General features: G+C 53.2%; 16 protein-coding genes. 1 reads left to right on the top strand and 15 read right to left on the bottom strand.

Annotation, left to right across the window (positions count from 1 at the left end):
• Positions 1 to 24: 24 nt before the first annotated feature.
• The 14 genes from SG35_RS09290 to SG35_RS09225 all read right to left on the bottom strand — a co-directional run bounded on the left by SG35_RS09290 (position 25) and on the right by SG35_RS09225 (position 15,403).
• Positions 25 to 3,030, bottom strand: coding sequence for a baseplate J/gp47 family protein (locus SG35_RS09290; protein WP_053042968.1), 3,006 nt, complete (start codon positions 3,028 to 3,030; stop codon positions 25 to 27).
• A gap of 62 nt (positions 3,031 to 3,092) precedes the next feature.
• On the bottom strand, positions 3,093 to 4,283 hold the full coding sequence (locus SG35_RS09285; protein ID WP_044832422.1) for a baseplate J/gp47 family protein: 1,191 nt from the start codon (positions 4,281 to 4,283) through the stop codon (positions 3,093 to 3,095).
• 4 nt (positions 4,284 to 4,287) lie between these two features.
• Positions 4,288 to 4,674: a GPW/gp25 family protein gene (locus SG35_RS09280; protein WP_044832421.1), complete on the bottom strand. Its 387-nt coding sequence runs from the start codon at positions 4,672 to 4,674 to the stop codon at positions 4,288 to 4,290.
• A 9-nt stretch (positions 4,675 to 4,683) separates the two neighbouring features.
• Complete coding sequence (locus SG35_RS09275; protein WP_044832420.1) at positions 4,684 to 5,496, bottom strand: phage baseplate assembly protein V; 813 nt, start codon at positions 5,494 to 5,496, stop codon at positions 4,684 to 4,686.
• Between the two features lie 18 nt (positions 5,497 to 5,514).
• Positions 5,515 to 6,666 (bottom strand): phage late control D family protein, encoded by a 1,152-nt coding sequence (locus SG35_RS09270; RefSeq protein WP_044832419.1) that lies wholly within the window; start codon positions 6,664 to 6,666, stop codon positions 5,515 to 5,517.
• Between the two features lie 59 nt (positions 6,667 to 6,725).
• Positions 6,726 to 7,016 (bottom strand): hypothetical protein, encoded by a 291-nt coding sequence (locus SG35_RS09265; protein WP_044832418.1) that lies wholly within the window; start codon positions 7,014 to 7,016, stop codon positions 6,726 to 6,728.
• Positions 7,016 to 7,660 (bottom strand): hypothetical protein, encoded by a 645-nt coding sequence (locus tag SG35_RS09260; protein ID WP_201777781.1) that lies wholly within the window; start codon positions 7,658 to 7,660, stop codon positions 7,016 to 7,018. The genes SG35_RS09265 and SG35_RS09260 overlap by 1 nt, the downstream gene beginning before the upstream one ends.
• Positions 7,657 to 8,025 (bottom strand): hypothetical protein, encoded by a 369-nt coding sequence (locus tag SG35_RS09255; protein ID WP_044832417.1) that lies wholly within the window; start codon positions 8,023 to 8,025, stop codon positions 7,657 to 7,659. The genes SG35_RS09260 and SG35_RS09255 overlap by 4 nt, the downstream gene beginning before the upstream one ends.
• 69 nt (positions 8,026 to 8,094) lie before the next feature.
• Positions 8,095 to 9,525, bottom strand: coding sequence for an ATP-binding protein (locus tag SG35_RS09250; protein ID WP_201777780.1), 1,431 nt, complete (start codon positions 9,523 to 9,525; stop codon positions 8,095 to 8,097).
• Positions 9,518 to 10,528: a Pvc16 family protein gene (locus SG35_RS09245; protein ID WP_044832416.1), complete on the bottom strand. Its 1,011-nt coding sequence runs from the start codon at positions 10,526 to 10,528 to the stop codon at positions 9,518 to 9,520. The genes SG35_RS09250 and SG35_RS09245 overlap by 8 nt, the downstream gene beginning before the upstream one ends.
• 121 nt (positions 10,529 to 10,649) lie before the next feature.
• Entirely contained in the window at positions 10,650 to 12,047 is a 1,398-nt protein-coding gene (locus SG35_RS09240; RefSeq protein ID WP_044832415.1) for a hypothetical protein, read from the bottom strand.
• A gap of 141 nt (positions 12,048 to 12,188) precedes the next feature.
• The gene (locus SG35_RS09235; RefSeq protein ID WP_044832414.1) at positions 12,189 to 12,995 is read right to left on the bottom strand and encodes a T4 family baseplate hub assembly chaperone; all 807 of its coding nucleotides are present in this window, start codon (positions 12,993 to 12,995) and stop codon (positions 12,189 to 12,191) included.
• An 18-nt stretch (positions 12,996 to 13,013) separates the two neighbouring features.
• The gene (locus SG35_RS09230; RefSeq protein ID WP_044832413.1) at positions 13,014 to 13,523 is read right to left on the bottom strand and encodes a phage tail protein; all 510 of its coding nucleotides are present in this window, start codon (positions 13,521 to 13,523) and stop codon (positions 13,014 to 13,016) included.
• Between the two features lie 11 nt (positions 13,524 to 13,534).
• Positions 13,535 to 15,403: a phage tail sheath family protein gene (locus SG35_RS09225; RefSeq protein WP_044832412.1), complete on the bottom strand. Its 1,869-nt coding sequence runs from the start codon at positions 15,401 to 15,403 to the stop codon at positions 13,535 to 13,537.
• Between the two features lie 704 nt (positions 15,404 to 16,107).
• Between SG35_RS09225 and SG35_RS09220 the strand changes: the two genes are divergently transcribed.
• Entirely contained in the window at positions 16,108 to 16,860 is a 753-nt protein-coding gene (locus SG35_RS09220; protein WP_044832411.1) for an NHL repeat-containing protein, read from the top strand.
• A 62-nt stretch (positions 16,861 to 16,922) separates the two neighbouring features.
• On the opposite strand, the gene SG35_RS09215 is transcribed toward SG35_RS09220, so the two are convergent.
• Positions 16,923 to 17,426 (bottom strand): hypothetical protein, encoded by a 504-nt coding sequence (locus tag SG35_RS09215; protein ID WP_044832410.1) that lies wholly within the window; start codon positions 17,424 to 17,426, stop codon positions 16,923 to 16,925.
• Between the last annotated feature and the right edge of the window lie 5 nt (positions 17,427 to 17,431).

Below are 17,431 nucleotides of genomic sequence, written 5' to 3'. Positions count from 1 at the left end.
TTGCCCATACTCTCTCTCAGCGGCCTAAAGTTCATATTCTTCTACCGTGATATTGATCACAGGCACCTGTGCATCCAGGTGGATACATTGCCGGGGACTGGGGAAAATCACCCGGATAATGTTATTGTCCCCTTTGGCAATCCTCGGCTCTTTGCTAAACACCTGCCCGGTAGCGTCAAACACCAGCTCACAGGTACTGTTTTCCACCCCGCTGATACCTTCCACCACCTGGTATAACTCTCCCCGGTAAAGGGCCTGTCCCAGCTCGCGCTGGTCGATGGAAAAGGCGCTGGTCAGGGCGGCAAACACGTCTGTAGTGACCTTATCGGTATCATAAGCCGAGCTGTCGACACGCACGGTCACATCAAAGCTGACAATCACTACTTCATAGGCGCTGACGCTGATGCTGACCGCGGGCAAGGCATGGGACTGGAGAAAACTCACTAAAGAGGTTTGCAAATCTGTGGTTAAGGCCGCACCGCCGGCAGGCACCACCACCACCTCGATATTTTCCCTTTGCCCGAAACCGGTTTTCAGGGAAAACGCCTTGGCCTGGGCATAACTGGGGTGGTTTTTGGTCAGCAGGGCAAAGTCGCGCAGGGACACACAGCGAGCCAGGGTCAGCAGCGCTGCCGGGGCATTGGTTTTTAATGCATCCATCTGTTCCATGTCCCCGCCGCCGCTGGCGGGCAGGGGCTGGCTGACCTCATCCACCAGGTGATGCGGTTTGACCGCCTTGATCAGGCTGTCGGTACTGAGATTGCCGGTAGTGCCGACCCCCTGGCGATAACTGATACGGATATTGTTGCTGCCGCTGGGGGCGCGGCGGCCGTTTTTACCGTCACCGAAGGTGATCCTGATAAAGTTATCTTCCGTCATCCTCACGGTATAATGGCTGTCTGTGGCTAACGAGTCTTTAAGGCTGGACACCTGCTGCCATTGCCTGTCCCCGACCTGGACGGCAATGGCGGCACGTACGCCGCTGGCGAGATCGCTGTCGGCTTCAAACGAGAGATCGTCCACGGCAAAAATAAAACTCTGGTTGTTCTTGGTCGCATCACCGCTGCCCAAGACTCGGGTATTACGGGTTACGCCGTGGCCGCAGCTGATGACATTGGCGCAGAGGATCACATCATTAATCTGCACCGTTTGCGGCAAGGCCTCACTCAGGGTGATATAAGGCGGGCTGGTGGTAACACTGGCGGCATTGCCTTTTTCCAGCGTATGGGTATCTAAAATGCTGGTTTTATAATACAAGTCCTCCCCGTATTGTACGATGACATTACGGGCTTTCGTTAACGCCGACGGCATGGCCGTTAACGGGATTTCATTACCGGCCAGGGCGGTTTTATTGATTTCCCAGTCCAGCAGGCGCAATTTTTCTTTAAACTGGCTGTAGACCCGGCTCTGGGTCAGATAAAAGGGGCCGCCTCCCCTGTCCTGCCAGCCGCTATCCGCTTCCAGGGCCGCGGTTTCGGCATCCATATCCAGGCTGACGGTTTTAAGTCGGCACCAGGCCATCTGACCTGCCCGGGTTAACACCGCCAAATCGCCTGCGGTGGTTTTTTTCGGCAGGCTGGTAACCAAAGTCTCGGGCAGATGGCCGTCATTACTTTTTTGCAAAAAAGCATCACATTGCCAGGTTCCTGCCATATTGGCAGGCACCAGCAAAGATTGCGGGTTGGCTAACGAATAATCGGTATTGCCGGAAACTCCGTCGGTATCCCGGTGCCAGCCTACCGTGACCGCGGTATAACCTTCTTTAAGCAGGCCATCGGGACTCCGGGCGGCAAGCAGGTAATCAGAAAACTGCTCGGCGGTGTCTATGGCGGTTTCCCCTTCGCCGGGATCTGAGCCCACCGGACGGTAGTTAGTATGTATCACCTGGTACAGGGGCAGATAAACATTATCCCCCTGGCGGCGGATATCACACAGCCACTGGCCGATAAGATAGGACCAGTCGCCGGCAATATACAAAGTATGGATCACGGCATTGCCGCTGGTGCTGCGCTCTCCCTGGTAGTTGACCGCCACTGTCACCGGGCGGGACACGGTAGCGTTTACCAGATCCAATTCGCCGACATTGTTATAAAAGCCCAGCCTGGTCTCTTCCACGGCTTTAAGGCGGCGGTAATAGGGCTTTTTGCCTGCGGTGGCGATCAGCACCACTTCACCGGCAGTAAGGTCTGTGGTGGTGGTCAGGTACAGGCTTTTGCCCACCTGGGCCCCCGAAGTCAGCGGCGATAAGGGATCCAGGCGCTCTTTCGGCAACAGGTGCACCCAGGTATAACCTTTTTGGAAAGTACTCGACAGGTTCGGGGTGACACTGATGCGGGTTTGCTCCCCTTCGAGACGGACGCCGTCGATAAAATAGGCTTTGACATCGCCGCTATGTTCATTTTCCAGCACCAGGGGCTCCCCTATGGCCAGATCGTTCAGAGCCTGGTCCAGGATCAGCTCACCACCGAACAGGTAATTCATATTGCGGTCGTAATTTCTCGGCCGGATTTCGTTAAGCTCTGCTGCCAGCTCCATGTCTTCCAGGGTTTCAAAAACCACAGGGGCGCTGCCGTCGTCCGGACTGTGTTTGACCTGGAAACCGGTTTCCAGGGTGCCGCTGCCCTTGGCCTGAAATACCAGGGAGGTAAACGCCGAGGCGGGAGGATGGGGGTGATAATCCAGCATGGAGACCATTTTCCTCACCGAATCCCACTGGTTGGCGGTGGTGAGTTTGGCCTCGTTGCTGTAGGCATCTATGGTTTCCGTCAGCACATGGGCCGAGCGGGAAAAGCTGCGGGAGAGACTCCACAGCAGATCCTCGCTTTCGCCGTTATATAATTCTTCGATGCGCTCAAGCTTCTCCGACTGGCTTTCGCCTTCATTGATCTCCAGATTCACCGCCGGCCAGTCGGTAAATTCCTGCTCCAGCCGTAAACGGATGTCCTCCAGATAAGTGGCGGCATTGCCGTCAATATAACGGAAGCGGGTTAACCCGGCCCGGTTCCAGCGGGTGAGGTCCAGTTTATCCATCTTGCTTTCCCTTGGCTGTCGCCTTAGCTGTTACCTTAGTGAATGCCTGCCTGTTCATCATCTTAGCCCTTACGTCCGCCGTTTAATTTCAGCCGGAAATAGCCGCGGGCGGGATTGTCCAAATCGTTATCGCACACCGCCACTTCCAACCCGTCCAGTTTGATGCGGCCAAAGTCCGCCTGGTCGGCAAACCGTTTGCCGATGCGTTTAAAGCGGTTCAAACAGATATTGTCGACGCCGTCGATAGCCATCAGGGTTTCAAACAGATCGCCGGCATAAAGATCTTCACCGAACCGCAGCCGCCCCGGTTCAAAAAAACCGCCGGGCTCGGTACTGAGTGCCTGCTCCACCGCCCGGCGCAGTTCGGATTTGAAATAATTGCTGCGCACCTCGATAGAAATGGAAATGGAAATCCCCACTTCCACCGCACTTTGTAAAATCACTTCCTGCCCCGCCATACGGTAGGCATCCAGGTAAGGACGCAAGACCGAGCGTATGCTGGGACCTTCGGTAAGATCCACCAGGGCCAGGCTGCGGTGCTGGTGAAAGTCTGCCACTTCTTCGATGATATTGTCCGGGTATTCCAGATCCTGGGTATCGTCTATATCCTTGCGCTGCCAGGCGATGACCGCCACATAGATCACCGGCCAGGTGCCGCCCCAGGTTTGCCAGGACTGGGCCCGAAGCACCAGGGGATGTTCCTGCAGGCGGTTGACATAATCCTCCAGGGTCACCATACGTTTTTGCGTCTGGATCTCTCTGGGACCGGCAAAACGCGCCGCCTCCATCTTAGTAGGGTTATCAAGCCAGTACTGATCGAACCTTTGCTCGTCGCTGCGCTGATCGTCAGCATGGGCCGGCACATCAAACGGCGGCTCACTCTTTTCCCTGGTAATGGCTAAAATGTCATAACCGATAAACTTTAATAACCGCCGCACCGACTCCGGGCGGCGCGCCGTTTCCAGAAAGCCTTCGGCAAAGACCCTGTCGACACTGTCGGATAAACGGTCGAGGATATCCGCCATCACTTCCACCAGGGCGGTTTCCACATCCGCCGGGGTCCAGCGGGTACGCTCCGGATACTTGGCCACCAGCTCTTCGAGCATAAACAACCTAAAACCGTCGTAATCCCTGAGTAACCAATCAAAATCATCACCCACCCGGGGCAGCTTTTGCGGCAGGTCCGCTACCCGGGTGGCACAGTCGGGACAGGCGCCGGCATAAACAAGTTCAATTTCAGGATTCTGGGCCATAAGCTTAACTACCTGCGCTGAAAGTAAATTGGTGCTGATCTTCAAACCCTATGGCGGCAAGCACATAGGCGATGGTGATGGTCAGCCGCTCATTGTCCCCTTCCACCGTGACCTTGATGGACTTGGGTTCGACTTCCCCCGCCAGCGATTCGATCAGGGACGCACTGATACGTTTTTCCGTGACCTGCCATAAGGCGGAGGCATTGGGCTCAAACACCAGCGCCTTGACCCCGGCGCCGAATTCCGGGCGAAAGACCCGCTCCCCCGACAGGGTATAAAGCACCTGCTCGATTTGCCCGCGGATATGCTCCGCCCGGGTGGCGAGCTTAGGGCCGCCGTTGATACGCAGCGGAAATTTCAAATAAGGCGGATCCGTTAATCGCTGTGCCATAACTGCTCCTTAAGAAGTCATCACTTTCATGGACAAGGTGCTCATTTCCCCCTGGGGCACAGGCGGCGACGTCGGCCCCACCGGCGTGGTATGCATATGGGTCATAAACAGGGTAAGAAAACTTTGTCCCTTGATAATCGGTTCGCCCCCCTGACCGCCGAGCATCACCTGCTGGCCCTCCACTACCACCTGCTGGCCTTTAACCGTGATGCCGCTGGCAGCCATTTCAATTTTATTGCCGTTGGCATCTTCTAAGGTGGTGCCGGACGAGGTCATGGTCAGGTTGTTGCCGTTGGCATCTTCTATCACCAGCTGGTTGTTCTCGGCGTCTAAGGTCACCCTGGCGCCGCCTGAGTCCGTCAGCGCGATACTGCCTTCGGGGTCAAGCACAACATTCGAGCCGCTGGCGTGTTCCAGCTTGATTTGTTCTTCATCGTCACCGTCTTCAAATTCGAGAAAATGCCCCTTGGTGGTTTTCCAGATCCGGGTAGTGGGCTCGTCATTGGGATAATCTGCCGGCGCATCCCCCGAAGCCTGCCAGAATACCCCGACCCAGAGAGGACGGGACAAATCGCCTGCTTCAAACTCCGCCCACACCTGGGCGCCGACATCCGGCACGGCAAAAAAGCCCTGATCCGTCAGCCCGCCAAAAGGCAGACAAGGCAGCGCCCAGGCGGTCACCTGCTCTCCCAACAGGCTTGGGATCCTGAGTTTAAGCCGCCCGAGTTTTTCCGGATCGGCGTTATCCTCGACAAAGGCCCTGTGCTTGCCGTAATTTTGCCTGGCAGATTGCTGTGCTAACTGTCTGACTATCTCTTCCATACCTACCCCAAAAAATCCTTATAAAATCCCCGCCAATAAGCCGCCGGCAGACTCCAAATTGTCCCCGTAGGCATTACGCAGTAAAGTAAAGTTCTGCCGATAGCCTTCATAGCTGAATTTATGAACTACCTTGTCCACGTAATAGGTGCCGTTATACTGCTCCCCTATGCCGTCGACCCCGACCGGAAAACCCGGCCTTAACACATTGCCGTAGAGCATGCCGTCAAGCTCGCCGGTGGCATTGACTTTTTTGATATCGAATTCATTGGCCTTTTGCTGCGCCTTCTCCGTCAGCGCGGCGGCATCACTGCCGGTTTCCCCGCTCATCTTCCAGATAAAATCTTCCAGCCCGGAATCTGCGCTGCTGGCATGTTCGGGTCCCATGACAAACAAATCCGGCTCGACAATCGTTTCGGTGGAGCCGTCCCCGGTTTCATCCGGCACATCAAAAGCCACCGCATCCGGCTGATGGCTGTCGGTACTGACATTGATGCTGATGCAGTTGGTTTCCCGCCCGGCATAAGCCATGATATTCGGCTGGGCCTGTGCTTCGAGCTGCATCGGCCCGAAATACACCTCCCCCTGGGAAAAAATCAGTTCATAGCCGTTTTCCGCCGCACGGCTTTTTAAAAAGGCGATATCCGAACCGTTCTGGTTAACCTCAATGCCGCTTTGCCCGGCACCGTTGTCACCGCTCAAGGTCAGGCCGTAGGGTAGAACAATTTCCTGCAGGATTTGCGCATCACTGCTTGGGGTATCTTCCCCCCAGGTCTTGTTCCTGTGGGTGCGGTCCAGGCGGTAAGAATCATCCTGGCACTCTACCGTGACCTTGGCGCTGCCGGCATCGGTAGGATATTCCAGCTTGCTCGAGCGTACATAACCGCGCATGATTTCTTCTTCCTTATCGCCAAACGCCACCTTAATTTTTATCGGTTCCCAATCTTTAAAAATACCCGAGTCCTGGACTATCCACTTGCCCTGCTCGTCCCGCCGCCCTTCAAAAGTCAGCTTGGCGACTGCCGCTTCACTGCGGCTGGCATCTATGGTCAATTCCATCAGCAGAGGATAAAAATCGACAATTTCCTCTTCCGCCACTCCCATCAGCACTATGCACTCGCCTGGCTCGCGGGTTTTCTCGCCGAAAATATTCAGTGATACCGATAATCCCATAAACTAAAAACTCCCCTATTCCCTGATTATTCCCTGATTATTCCCTGATTATTCCCTGATTATTCCCTGATTTTGGGGATCAAAATCGTTTGTCCCAGCCAGTCATCGAGCAAGAGGTCGGTGGCAAACATGATCTCCGGATTGGCATCAATAATGCGCCACCAGTGCCTGTCGTTGTTGTAATAATGCCGGGCCAGCAAGTCGAGCCGGTCTCCTTCCCTGATAATATGTTCGATCACCCCGGTGGCCTTGCCTATCTCCCGGGCACGTACGCCGTCAAAGACCACTTCCCCGTCTTCATCCGGATAAAACAAACTGGCGTTTTCATAACGCGATCCTTTTAAAAACATCAGAACAGGCTCCCTATGGCAGAGGCCACGGTCTGGCCGGTATTAACCGCAGCGCCTATGACCTGGCGGATTTTTTCCACTTCATAGAAGGGGTTGTTGCTTTCAATGACCTGCATCGACAAAGTGACCGTTGCCCGGTAGGGGATCAGGGTCGGCAGGTGTGCCTGCTCTTTGACCGTAATGCTTTTTAAAAACACCGGCAGCACATGGGTGCCCCAGATAAAGAGGATCACCGACGCCGACTCAGAGCTGTCAAAGGCCCGGGTGCCCCCCAGTCCCAAACTCGACAACATTTGTACCCCGCCCGGCCCCTGCGCCTTGGGCTCTACCATGGTCCTTAAGGTATCCAGCTCCGGCTCTATGCCTAAGGTGGTGGCGATCGGGTGGTTGTCGTTCATACGGTCGGTGGCATCGATTAAGATATCGACATTAAAAGATTCCGGCTGTACCGAGACCCCCTGGGAGACCCGGCTGGTTTCCGTCGGCAGGGTAAAGTCATAACCGCCGCGGGTAGCCGGAGTCGAACCTGCGGTGATAGTGATCGCCCGGGTACGGCTGATTTCCTTGGGATTAAAGTCAAACACCAACACCAGCGGCGGTATCGACAGCGCATATTCCACCAACATGCCTTTTAAGAAACTCACACTCTGCCTCCCTGTCTTTTCATGCCCGGCTTGGTACTGGCTCCCGGCGGTTTATTGGCTTGCGGGGGGTTATGTGCTTCCGACTGTTTATGTGCTCCCGGCAATTTTTCCACAGGTTCGACCCTCAGTTGATGCTGCATTTTTTCGTTAATAGCACTGGCGATGGTTTGGGCAATTTGCGCATCGGAAAAGCTGCGGTGAATATGCAGGGCGCCGATATTTAACTGACTGATATTGCCGCACACCTGCTCGCTGCTCTCCCCCTGTAGCCGGGAGAGTTGTCCGGCAATCAACCGGGCTATGGTGGGGGCCCGCTCCTGCATACCCGAGGGCAAATGTAAATTCAACGCATCCAGGGTGATCATAAATTCACTCCGTTTTCTTTTTCTAAGTGCAGACTTAAGTTATTCATAAAAACTTTATTTATAAGAAAATCACGCACCAGCATAAACCGCCTCCGGTAAATGTTTGGCCAGCACGCCGATTTCCCGCGGTGAGATCTCCCGCCCTTCCTTGGCCAGCTCCCGCCATACGGCTGTGGCAATATGGCCGAGACCAACCTCGGTTTCCTCTGCCGCCGCCAGGTAACAGGCATGCAGGGCGGCATTGCGAATATGGCCGCCGGACAAAGCACAGGATTTGGCGATTAACTCTACATCGACCTCAGCGGCCAGGGGCGCCCTGGGGGGCAGCATCACCTGCCATAATTGCCGGCGCGCGCTTTTATCCGGCCGGGGAAATTCCAATACCAGCTGGAAGCGTCGGGCAAACGCCGGGTCGATTTGTTTACGCAAGTTGGTGGTTAAAATACAGGGGCCATAATGGTTTTCTATCTTGGTCAGCAGATGGCTGACTTCCATATTGGCATAGCGGTCGCGGGCATCTTTGACCTCGCCGCGTTTGCTGAACAAACTGTCGGCTTCGTCAAACTGCAGCACCATTTTTCGGTTTTGCGCGGCGCTAAACAGCTTGTTGAGGTTTTTTTCCGTCTCGCCGATATATTTACTCACCAGCTGACCTAGATCGACCCGGTACAGGGGCCAGTTCAATTCGCTGGCAATCACACTCGAGGCCAGGGTTTTTCCTGTGCCGGAAGGCCCGGAAAATAAGGCCACCGGGCCGCCGATACATTTTCCCCCCCACTGACCGACCACTTTATCCTGATGATGGATCCAGGCTAAAAATTCATGCAGCATAGCCAGGGTTTGCTCCGGCAACACCAGATCCTGCCAGGTCGCTTGCGCCCTGACCCGGGTGGTGCCGGGAGGAGCACTTTCCTCATAGTCGTGGCCGAGGATCCTGGCCACCAGAGAAGGCTCGGGTTTTATCGGGCTAAAGGGATCATTAGCTTCAAGTAGCAGCAAGCGATTTTTCCTCAGCGCCGCACTTTCACCTAACAAACGGATCAAAGTTTCGCTGCCGTGTGCCTCCATTGCCAGAAACTCCTGGATCAGCGCCCGGCAGGCATAAGGCTCGCTTTTATCACCGCCAAGGCTTTGATAGAGCCATCCCAGACGCGGCTCAAATTGCGGCCCCACCGCAAAGACCAGAATATCAATTTCCAATTCCGACAGCTCCAGGCCGAGCAACTTATGCCAATAGCCCTGTTTACCCCGTAAAGCCCTGACCGCCTGCTGTAAAACGGTCAGTTGTTGCAGCTTTTCTTCCGGGATCTCTTTTCCCTGGCGCGATTGCCCGAGACAATAGCCCAACAGCTGCAACCGCTCCCATTCCGGTGTTAACATGGCCAGCGGATGAGACTGCGCTGTCTCAGCCTGGTCCTGTGCATTAGGCTCGGCATGGGTAACCAGGGAGTTGGAAACCTCATTTTGTGGCTGACTGGCAATATTCATCGGCTTACTCATACAAGCTGATCAGCAAGGGGTTACTAAGCACAGTGATTTCCACCCCGTCACCGGCGCGCTCATAGCTGCGCACCGCATATAACACCGCCTGGCCGCCATGGTCGGTAAAAGGCAAAGTCACCGCCGTGGTGGTGGCATCCCCCACCTGGTCCGGGTCCAGGGTATCTTCTGCAATCACAGGCGAAGCAAAAGCCGGCAGGGTTTCCCAGCCGCTGACGTTATCCCAGATATCCCAGCGCAAATCCACGGTTGTGCCGATATCTCCGGCAACCCAGACCTCGGCGCTTAAGGCCGCCAATTCCGGGCTGCCGACTTCAAAAGACAGGTTTTCATGACAGCTGCCGGCAAGGACCAGACATACCCTGGGTTGCCAGCTTTCAATCCCGGTATTGACCCGGGTAACCGGCACTGTCGGCGAGACCGGGGTAACGGTAGCATCGCTTTGCGCTAAACTCGCTTGTATTTCCAGGCCCAGGCTGCCGGCTAACGGACTTAACACAGCCGCTTCATCGGGCACCACAGGCGCCAGGGCAATTTCATACATCACCGAAGGGCGGTACACCACATCTCCCTGGGTGCCCCAAAGCTGGCTGGTTTGCTCCACCTCCATCTGCTGCATGATCACTTGTATATGATAGGCCTGGCTGTTAACCGTTATCGAGAATACCGGCTGCTCCTGAAAAATGCGGATCACTTCCCCTAAAATCCGCAAATCATGCTCACCGGCACCGACCGAGTCTTCGGAGACGCCAAAAGGCGTGATCATACAATTCACCCGCATAAACCCGGTTTCCCCGGGCAAGGTGTCGGCATTAAATTCAAAGGGAGAGAACTGGTAGAAGAAAAAATTCACCCGGTGGGAATTAGACCCTGAAGGCACGGCATCCTGGGGATTGCCTACCATCACAGTAACTTCCGAGTCGTCACCGCTGTTAATGGCAGTACCCATCTGATCCGCGAGTTCGCGGCAAATTTGTGACAGCGATGAAGCTATAACCGGCATAGGGTTTATCCTTAAACAAAGCGCCGACCGCAAACAGCGTTGTTATCCTTAAGTTGTTGTTATATTGTATTAAACTGCTAATTCATTGTTGTTAAACTTTTTAATTTCCAGCTCGGGTTTGTCAGACCCTACGTAAATAATGACGACTGGCCCAGCCGGCGGCAGCTGTCTCAGGCTGCCCGGCGACATTTTTTTTCACCACTTCATCTGCCGTTACCGTGACATCGATACGCCCGATATGGACACTGTTATCCGGCGCTTTATTTACTTTTTGCTCCCTGCCCCCGGTTTGCTTTGCCAGGGCCGACAGGGCATTAAAAGCAGCCAGAGCCTGATCTGTCCCGGCCTTATCTGCCGGGGCGGCATTATCCTGCGACGAAGCTGCTATTGCCCTGTCCCGGGTTAAAGGCTGTGCATCCGCTGTACTTTGCAGCGTACCTGCTCCTTTGCCTTCCTGCTGTGTTTTAACTGCCGCCTCAGCAGGTGTTTGCAGCTGTTGCTGCTTAGCTTGTTGAAAGTGCTTTTGTCTTTGCAGGTAACGCTGATGCTCACTGAGCACAGGCCCATCAGGACCTGGCACCCGCGGGGGGATTTCCGTCTCGGGGGAGGCAAGCTCAGGCGGCAACACATCTTTCCCTGACTTTTCTGGCGCTGTTGCTACGGCTTGTTCCCCAGCCTGTTCCCCTGCTTTTTCCCCTGCTTTTTCCCCTGGTAATGACAACGACAACGCTTGCGCCCTTTGTGCAAAACCAGGCTTTGTCTTATCCGTATCCCGGCCGTCACTTGCCGGTATTTCTTTTTGGTCTGATATTACCGTTTGCTGCGTTTGCCTAGTAAAAGGGACAGACGGCGTTAACGCCGCACTGTCCCCGAAGTGGTATTCAGAAGGGGTGCCGAGACCCGAAGCCCGACTCGTATCCAGATCACCAAAATCATGTTGAAAACTACGTTCATCCACTCTAACCGAAAGATCCATAAGATCACGAGAAAAGACAGAAGCTGCATGTACGAAACTAGACTGTTCTGGCACTCGAATTTCAGTATTTTGAGAAGCTGCTCGATTTACATCCTCACCCGTTACCAGGCCATGCTTAAGACTCACTAAATTCACGGATGATAAAACATCATCAAAGACGTGACCGTGCGCTATGCGCTCAGTCACTATGGGGTCTACAGACAGCGATTCTTCAACCAAGGCACTTGTGCGCCCGTTATCGGTTGTCCCGAGAGATACAGAATCCTGCTGTTGCGACACCTTTTGTGGCCCATGTCCTGAATTTTCAGCACAAACAACAGACTCTGTCGAAGCAGAGTCCAACGCGGCACTTGGGCCGCCCACTTGCTGATGCCTAGTATCAGAGACATGGTCCGCCTCCTGAATTCGGTTTGAGGAAAACTCCCGGTTGATATCCTGCCCGACGTCCGCGGCTCTGCCCGATAAGGCAGCGCCGACAACATCGCCAGCTAGCCGGCGTTTGGCGGGCTGTGCATCTTGCCAGACGGATCTAAAAAATCCCACGTGCTTTCCTCACTTGTTCCTTCATTTTGGCTCGCACTTATTTACAAAAAAGCCGGGCCGGATGTTTATTTGGACTACTTACACTGCTTAAAGTTTAGTCGTTTTATCGACCGGATTTACCCTCAGGCCATGTTTCTGCGCTTAATGACTCATACCCCGGTCCGCATCTATCATGGTCAGATAAGCCGCCCTGCGCTGCACCGGCAGCGCCAGAATTTGCTCTTCACTCCAGTGATACGCCCTGGCCAGGCAATGGATCTGTGAGAGCAAGGTGCCATAGCCGCGGTTAAGCAAACGATAAGGATCGAGATAAACCGGGTTAATGCTGCTGCAATTTGAGCAGTTCACCTGGACATCCGTCACTATACCGGGAGAGGCCTGTTCCATGGCTTTTTCGATACTGGCCACTTCCTCTTGCGTTAAACCCGCGATAAAGGCATCAACTTCTTTACTTTGCGTCAGCAGGCACAACTTTAACAGCACCGCCGGGATCTCCACTTCCTCTTTATCGGCGAGCACAAGCTGGTCGCATCCTGTCGGCAGCCTCAGGCGAATTTCCAGTTTATCCAGTTCGACTTCCACAAAAGGGTAATGCTCATCTCCTTCGGCAACCGGCAATGACCTGAGATCAAGCTCAAAATCAAACGATTCGTTGCAATGACGGCATCGCTGGCTGTACCAGATTTCACTGTCTCCGAGATGTATCTGCAATTCACGCATTAAAAACTGGCGATCGGCGATACAGAGTTCTTCTACCCGTTGCTCGCTTGGCGCCTCACCGCCTAACTGCGCCAGCGCCAGCTGCAAAATCTTGGTCACCGCCTCGGGCATGGCATACCCTAAACCGGCAATTTCGGCAATGCCAAACTCCAGCGCCCCGGTCACCGGCTTAAAGGCAAAGCCTCTTTTTCTTTGCCCCTCATGCCAGAGACCCCCGGGTAACAACATCGCCACTGTGCCTGCCCGTTAGGTCTCAGCCGGTTCGGCAACACTGGTATCGCGCTGCCAGCCTTCATGCTGCAAGGTAATGGTCTGGATACCAACGGCATTCATGCTGCCGGCATCCAGGTCCGGCAAGGCCTGAAAGTCCGAGACCCAGGCGCGGAAGATCTTATAGGACATCGCTACCTGCCCCTGTAAATTCAGGACATTGACCACAATATCCTTACGGAAATCTTTGAGGGACATCCCGGCGTCCCCTTCGATGTTATTCACCAAATTGGCCCAGTTTTCAAACACAGGATCATGGGTCAGGCCCTGCTCCAGGGTCACCGCTTCATAGGAAGTACCGCCGGGCATAATACGTTCAAAATTGGGATCGCCGGCAGAGCGCCATTTCACCGGTTCGACCTTTTTCTTTAACGCGCCCATTTTTTTAAGTCCGGCCACGGGTTTACCGTCGATTAACACCTGAAACTTAAAAGTCCGGTAAGGATCATGTCTATGTGAATTCACTGAAAATTGTGGTGCAGCCATAATATTTCTCCTTATTGTTGTCCGACGATTTGTTGTAAGCGCACGATAACAAACTCAGCGGGTTTAAGCGGTGCAAAGCCGACAACGGCGATCACCTGTCCGCGGTCGATATCGCCCTGGGTCATGGTATCGCCGAGGCCGCAACGGACAAAGTAGGCATCGGAGGCTTTTTCCCCCTGGAAGGCACCGGCGCGGAACAAACCGTTCATAAAGGACTCGATATTGATACGCAAAGATGACCATAACCTGTGGTCATTCGGTTCAAACACCGCCCACTGAATACCGTTATACAGGCTTTCTTCGATAAACATCGCGGTTCTTCGCACCGGTACATAACGCCACTCGGGATTGCTCTTAGTGGCCCGGGTACGCGAGCCCCACACCACGGGACCATAACCTGGGATTTTACGTATGGCATTTAACCCCAAAGGATTGAGATAATCCTGCTCCGGGTCTTCTACCTTAAATTCCAGCTCCGCCACCCCTAACAAGGCTGACTCCACCCCCGCAGGCGCTTTCCATACCCCGCGCCGGCCATCGGTTTTTGCCCAAAGCCCGGCGGCAAAACCGGACGGGGCCGCCAGCAGTTTTTGCGACGCCCCGGGATTTAAATCGACATCATAGGCGGGATTGCTCACCAGCACCCAGGGATAATAAGTGGCAACATAGGTTTGGGTGGGCAGACTCAATGCTTTGACTTCATTACCGTTATCAAGTTCGTCTCCCGGCTGGGGGTCCACCAGGATCATGCGGTTTTTAATGGTTTCGCAATGGGCAATACCGGCATTGATGATCGCCTGCTTGGCGCCGGCGTCTGTCATATCCCAGTAAAGGCCGGGCAGCAAGATCATATTGATGTCACGGAATTTTAGTAACTGGTTGAATATCGGCGTATATTCAGTCAGGCTCGGCGCCGAACCGTTGTTACCGCCGGAGAAGGTGATTTCTTCGCTGTTGTCAGTACCCACTTCCGTCACCAGGCCGGCAAGATCGTCAACCACCACGGTCACCAGCTCGGAAATATCATTGATCTTATTGGGTAAATAATTGGCATCTGTGTCCGTTAACGAAACATCTTCAAATTCTTCCTGTGCCTCAAAGTTTGCTCCTGTGCCCTCTCCTATCGCTACTGTGTAGTCACCGTTGCTTTCAGAAATGATCACCACCAGATCATCTCCCCAGGTGCCTTCATTGATGGCGGTAAAAGTCACCAAAGGCGTACCGCTGACCAGGGAGCCGGTCGCCGCCGCAGCGCCGTCAAGGCCGCCGTTAAAGGTGATTTCTTCGGTTTCACCGACACCAAACTCTGCGGCGGCGGCGGTGGCATCAGCCACGGAAACCGTCACTATGCTCGACTCGCTCGCCACCCGGGTTTCAATAAAATCGGCACCGGCGGTAAATGTGACATTGGAGATGGTTTCATCGGCACTGAAACCGCCGCCTGTGCCTGTGCCCACCTCAACATCAAAGGTACCGCCGCCTTCGGTGATATGTACCACAATATCATTACCGGCATCACCGTCACTGACTGCGGTAAAGGTGACCAGTGATGCCCCCAATTCCCCGGTGGCGGCATTGGCCGCTTGCGACGAACGGATGATATAGGCCGTGGAGCCGCCGTTTTGGAAGAAAGCGTAAACGCTAAAACCCATGGCATCCCCGAGCGGCGCCGCCGCCCCTGCCACCGCCGTTTCCGTTTCTTGTAAACCGCCAAACAGGCTGTCATATTCATTCCACGAAGTGATCAGCGTGGGGGTGTCCATAGGACCTTTTACTGTGTAACCAATAAAACAGGCGGTCGAAGTACCTACAGCTTCAATAGGTCTGGAACCGCTAGGAAGTTCTTCGAGATAAACACCAGGATGCAGGTAGGTAGCCATAGTTCATTCCCTTGTTATTTTCTTGATGAGCAGAGCCGTTTCGCTCTACCGTTTATGAGTTCTTAATCCGATTGCCCACCCGTTTTAATCCCTTGCCGCCATAAAAAAAGGCAACAAAAATTCGGTTTATGGCACAACCCTGGGTTGCCGGTTCACTTCACAGAAGCCGCTGAAATATCTTTTGGATAACTACCTTTTTCTCCGCATTGGAGAAGCGTCAACAGATAATAAGAAAAGCAATCAGCTAAAGCGTAGTACTAAAAATTTAAAGCTGCCACATCAATAAAGCAGTTTTTGATTAAGTATTTGCTACTGAATTTTAAAGACTTTAGCAGCTGCTATAGCGGGAAAGACGGGGTGAAAAACAGGCAAAAAAAAGCGCGTTAATTAAACGCGCTATGTCAAACATAAAACAAAACATGAAACACTAAGGGAAATAAAAGTCTCTCGGTTAATAAGAGTGAAGCCCCTCAAGATAGTTCAAAATAATTTTAAATTTATTTTCCCCAAAAAAGGTTAATTTCAACAATCCGGCCATAAAATGTATCTGCTGCCGACATAAAATGTATCTGCTGTCAAATGATCAAAACCGCCAGCTGACTGATACCGGCTTGATACCGAACTGATACTAAAAACTTAAAAAAAGGATTTAATATACATATCGTTGCAATAGCAATAAAAATTATTAATAAAAGGAATGGATAATGATTAACAATAAAGTACTGGCATCATATAACGGCTCGCAAAGAGGTTTTACGGTTCGCAGCATGCAGTTAGAGCAGGAATCCTTTGTCAACGGCGACTTTAATTTCGAAAACATCGCCGCCGGTCCCAATAATGATGTCTATCTCCCTTCTGCTAACCACATCTACCACTACGACCTCGATGGCAAGTTAATCAAAGACATGGCATTTCCCGACGCCGGTATTGACTACACCGGCATAGCCGTCACCAACAACAGAGTATTCGCCACTTATGAAGGCTCCCAGTTAGGGGTTACGGTACGTGATTTAGACTTAAATCAAATCTCCTTTTTCGCCACCGGCATTAAGGCCAACGGCATCGCCGCCGGTCCCAATAACGATCTTTACCTTGCCGCCGGCAACCATATCTACCATTACAATATTGACGGCACCCTGATACAGGATATGGTGTTCCCGGATGACTCGATTAATTACACCGATGTCAGCGTGATCGGCCAAAGGGTCTATGCCGCCTATAACGGTTCCCAGGAAGGCTTTACCGTGCGCGACCTGCAGTTAAAACAGCTGTCCTTTACCAATACCGGCTTTGATATCAACGCGGTTGCCGCCGGGCCTGACAATACCTTGTATCTGTCCAGCGGCAATCATTTGTACCATTATCAGTCCAATGGTACTTTATTGAAAAATATGACCTTCCCGGATGACAGGATCAATTACAGCGGGATCTCAGTGATCTTTACCAGCCTGACCTGATACCGGATCAGAGCACAACAAAACCGGCAGCCAATACCGGTTTTGTTGTCTCCCGGTTGAGGTCAGAGCACCCTGGCATCATAGGCCCAGTGCAACAGCGCCTGGCGCTGTTTGCGCCGACAGGTCCAGTCCCCCGGCTCGCAATTTTTCTTTAACGCCCCGATATGACGGCTCATGGCGCGCCAGCGTTTTATCTGGCGCTTATCTTCATCGGCCAAACGCCGCCCGAGATAATATCGACAATACCACTGGAACCAGCCCCTGGGATCATCGGGATAAATCCAGCCTTTTTGCTGCCAGTTAAGCAAAGGCAAAGAAGCATCAACAGCAAAATAATTCAAACTGATATTTTTACCCGCCGGACTGAGTTTGGCCTTGGTAAACCAGCTATTGGGAAATTCCTGCCGGCAATCCGTCATATACTTGCCGCCGAACACCCCAAGTTCAAGCATTTGCTGTGGGGTTAACTGGGGCAAAAAATCAGTTGAGAATTCATGCCCCTCGGGAGCCGATAGCTGATAGCGATATCCCTGCTGCATCTTGTCATTAACAATGATCATTTTCATAGTAA

The organism is Thalassomonas actiniarum (genome assembly GCF_000948975.2).
Lineage (GTDB): Bacteria > Pseudomonadota > Gammaproteobacteria > Enterobacterales > Alteromonadaceae > Thalassomonas > Thalassomonas actiniarum.
This window is presented reverse-complemented; position numbering and strand designations above follow the sequence as displayed.

What these genes read in the sequence shown, in the direction of transcription:
- SG35_RS09290 (WP_053042968.1), bottom strand. Translation starts at nt 3,030, where the DNA reads ATGGATAAACTGGACCTCACCCGCTGGAACCGGGCCGGGTTAACCCGC.
- SG35_RS09285 (WP_044832422.1), bottom strand. Translation starts at nt 4,283, where the DNA reads ATGGCCCAGAATCCTGAAATTGAACTTGTTTATGCCGGCGCCTGTCCC.
- SG35_RS09280 (WP_044832421.1), bottom strand. Translation starts at nt 4,674, where the DNA reads ATGGCACAGCGATTAACGGATCCGCCTTATTTGAAATTTCCGCTGCGT.
- SG35_RS09275 (WP_044832420.1), bottom strand. Translation starts at nt 5,496, where the DNA reads ATGGAAGAGATAGTCAGACAGTTAGCACAGCAATCTGCCAGGCAAAAT.
- SG35_RS09270 (WP_044832419.1), bottom strand. Translation starts at nt 6,666, where the DNA reads ATGGGATTATCGGTATCACTGAATATTTTCGGCGAGAAAACCCGCGAG.
- SG35_RS09265 (WP_044832418.1), bottom strand. Translation starts at nt 7,016, where the DNA reads ATGTTTTTAAAAGGATCGCGTTATGAAAACGCCAGTTTGTTTTATCCG.
- SG35_RS09255 (WP_044832417.1), bottom strand. Translation starts at nt 8,025, where the DNA reads ATGATCACCCTGGATGCGTTGAATTTACATTTGCCCTCGGGTATGCAG.
- SG35_RS09250 (WP_201777780.1), bottom strand. Translation starts at nt 9,525, where the DNA reads ATGAGTAAGCCGATGAATATTGCCAGTCAGCCACAAAATGAGGTTTCC.
- SG35_RS09245 (WP_044832416.1), bottom strand. Translation starts at nt 10,528, where the DNA reads ATGCCGGTTATAGCTTCATCGCTGTCACAAATTTGCCGCGAACTCGCG.
- SG35_RS09235 (WP_044832414.1), bottom strand. Translation starts at nt 12,995, where the DNA reads ATGTTGTTACCCGGGGGTCTCTGGCATGAGGGGCAAAGAAAAAGAGGC.
- SG35_RS09230 (WP_044832413.1), bottom strand. Translation starts at nt 13,523, where the DNA reads ATGGCTGCACCACAATTTTCAGTGAATTCACATAGACATGATCCTTAC.
- SG35_RS09225 (WP_044832412.1), bottom strand. Translation starts at nt 15,403, where the DNA reads ATGGCTACCTACCTGCATCCTGGTGTTTATCTCGAAGAACTTCCTAGC.
- SG35_RS09220 (WP_044832411.1), top strand. Translation starts at nt 16,108, where the DNA reads ATGATTAACAATAAAGTACTGGCATCATATAACGGCTCGCAAAGAGGT.
- SG35_RS09215 (WP_044832410.1), bottom strand. Translation starts at nt 17,426, where the DNA reads ATGAAAATGATCATTGTTAATGACAAGATGCAGCAGGGATATCGCTAT.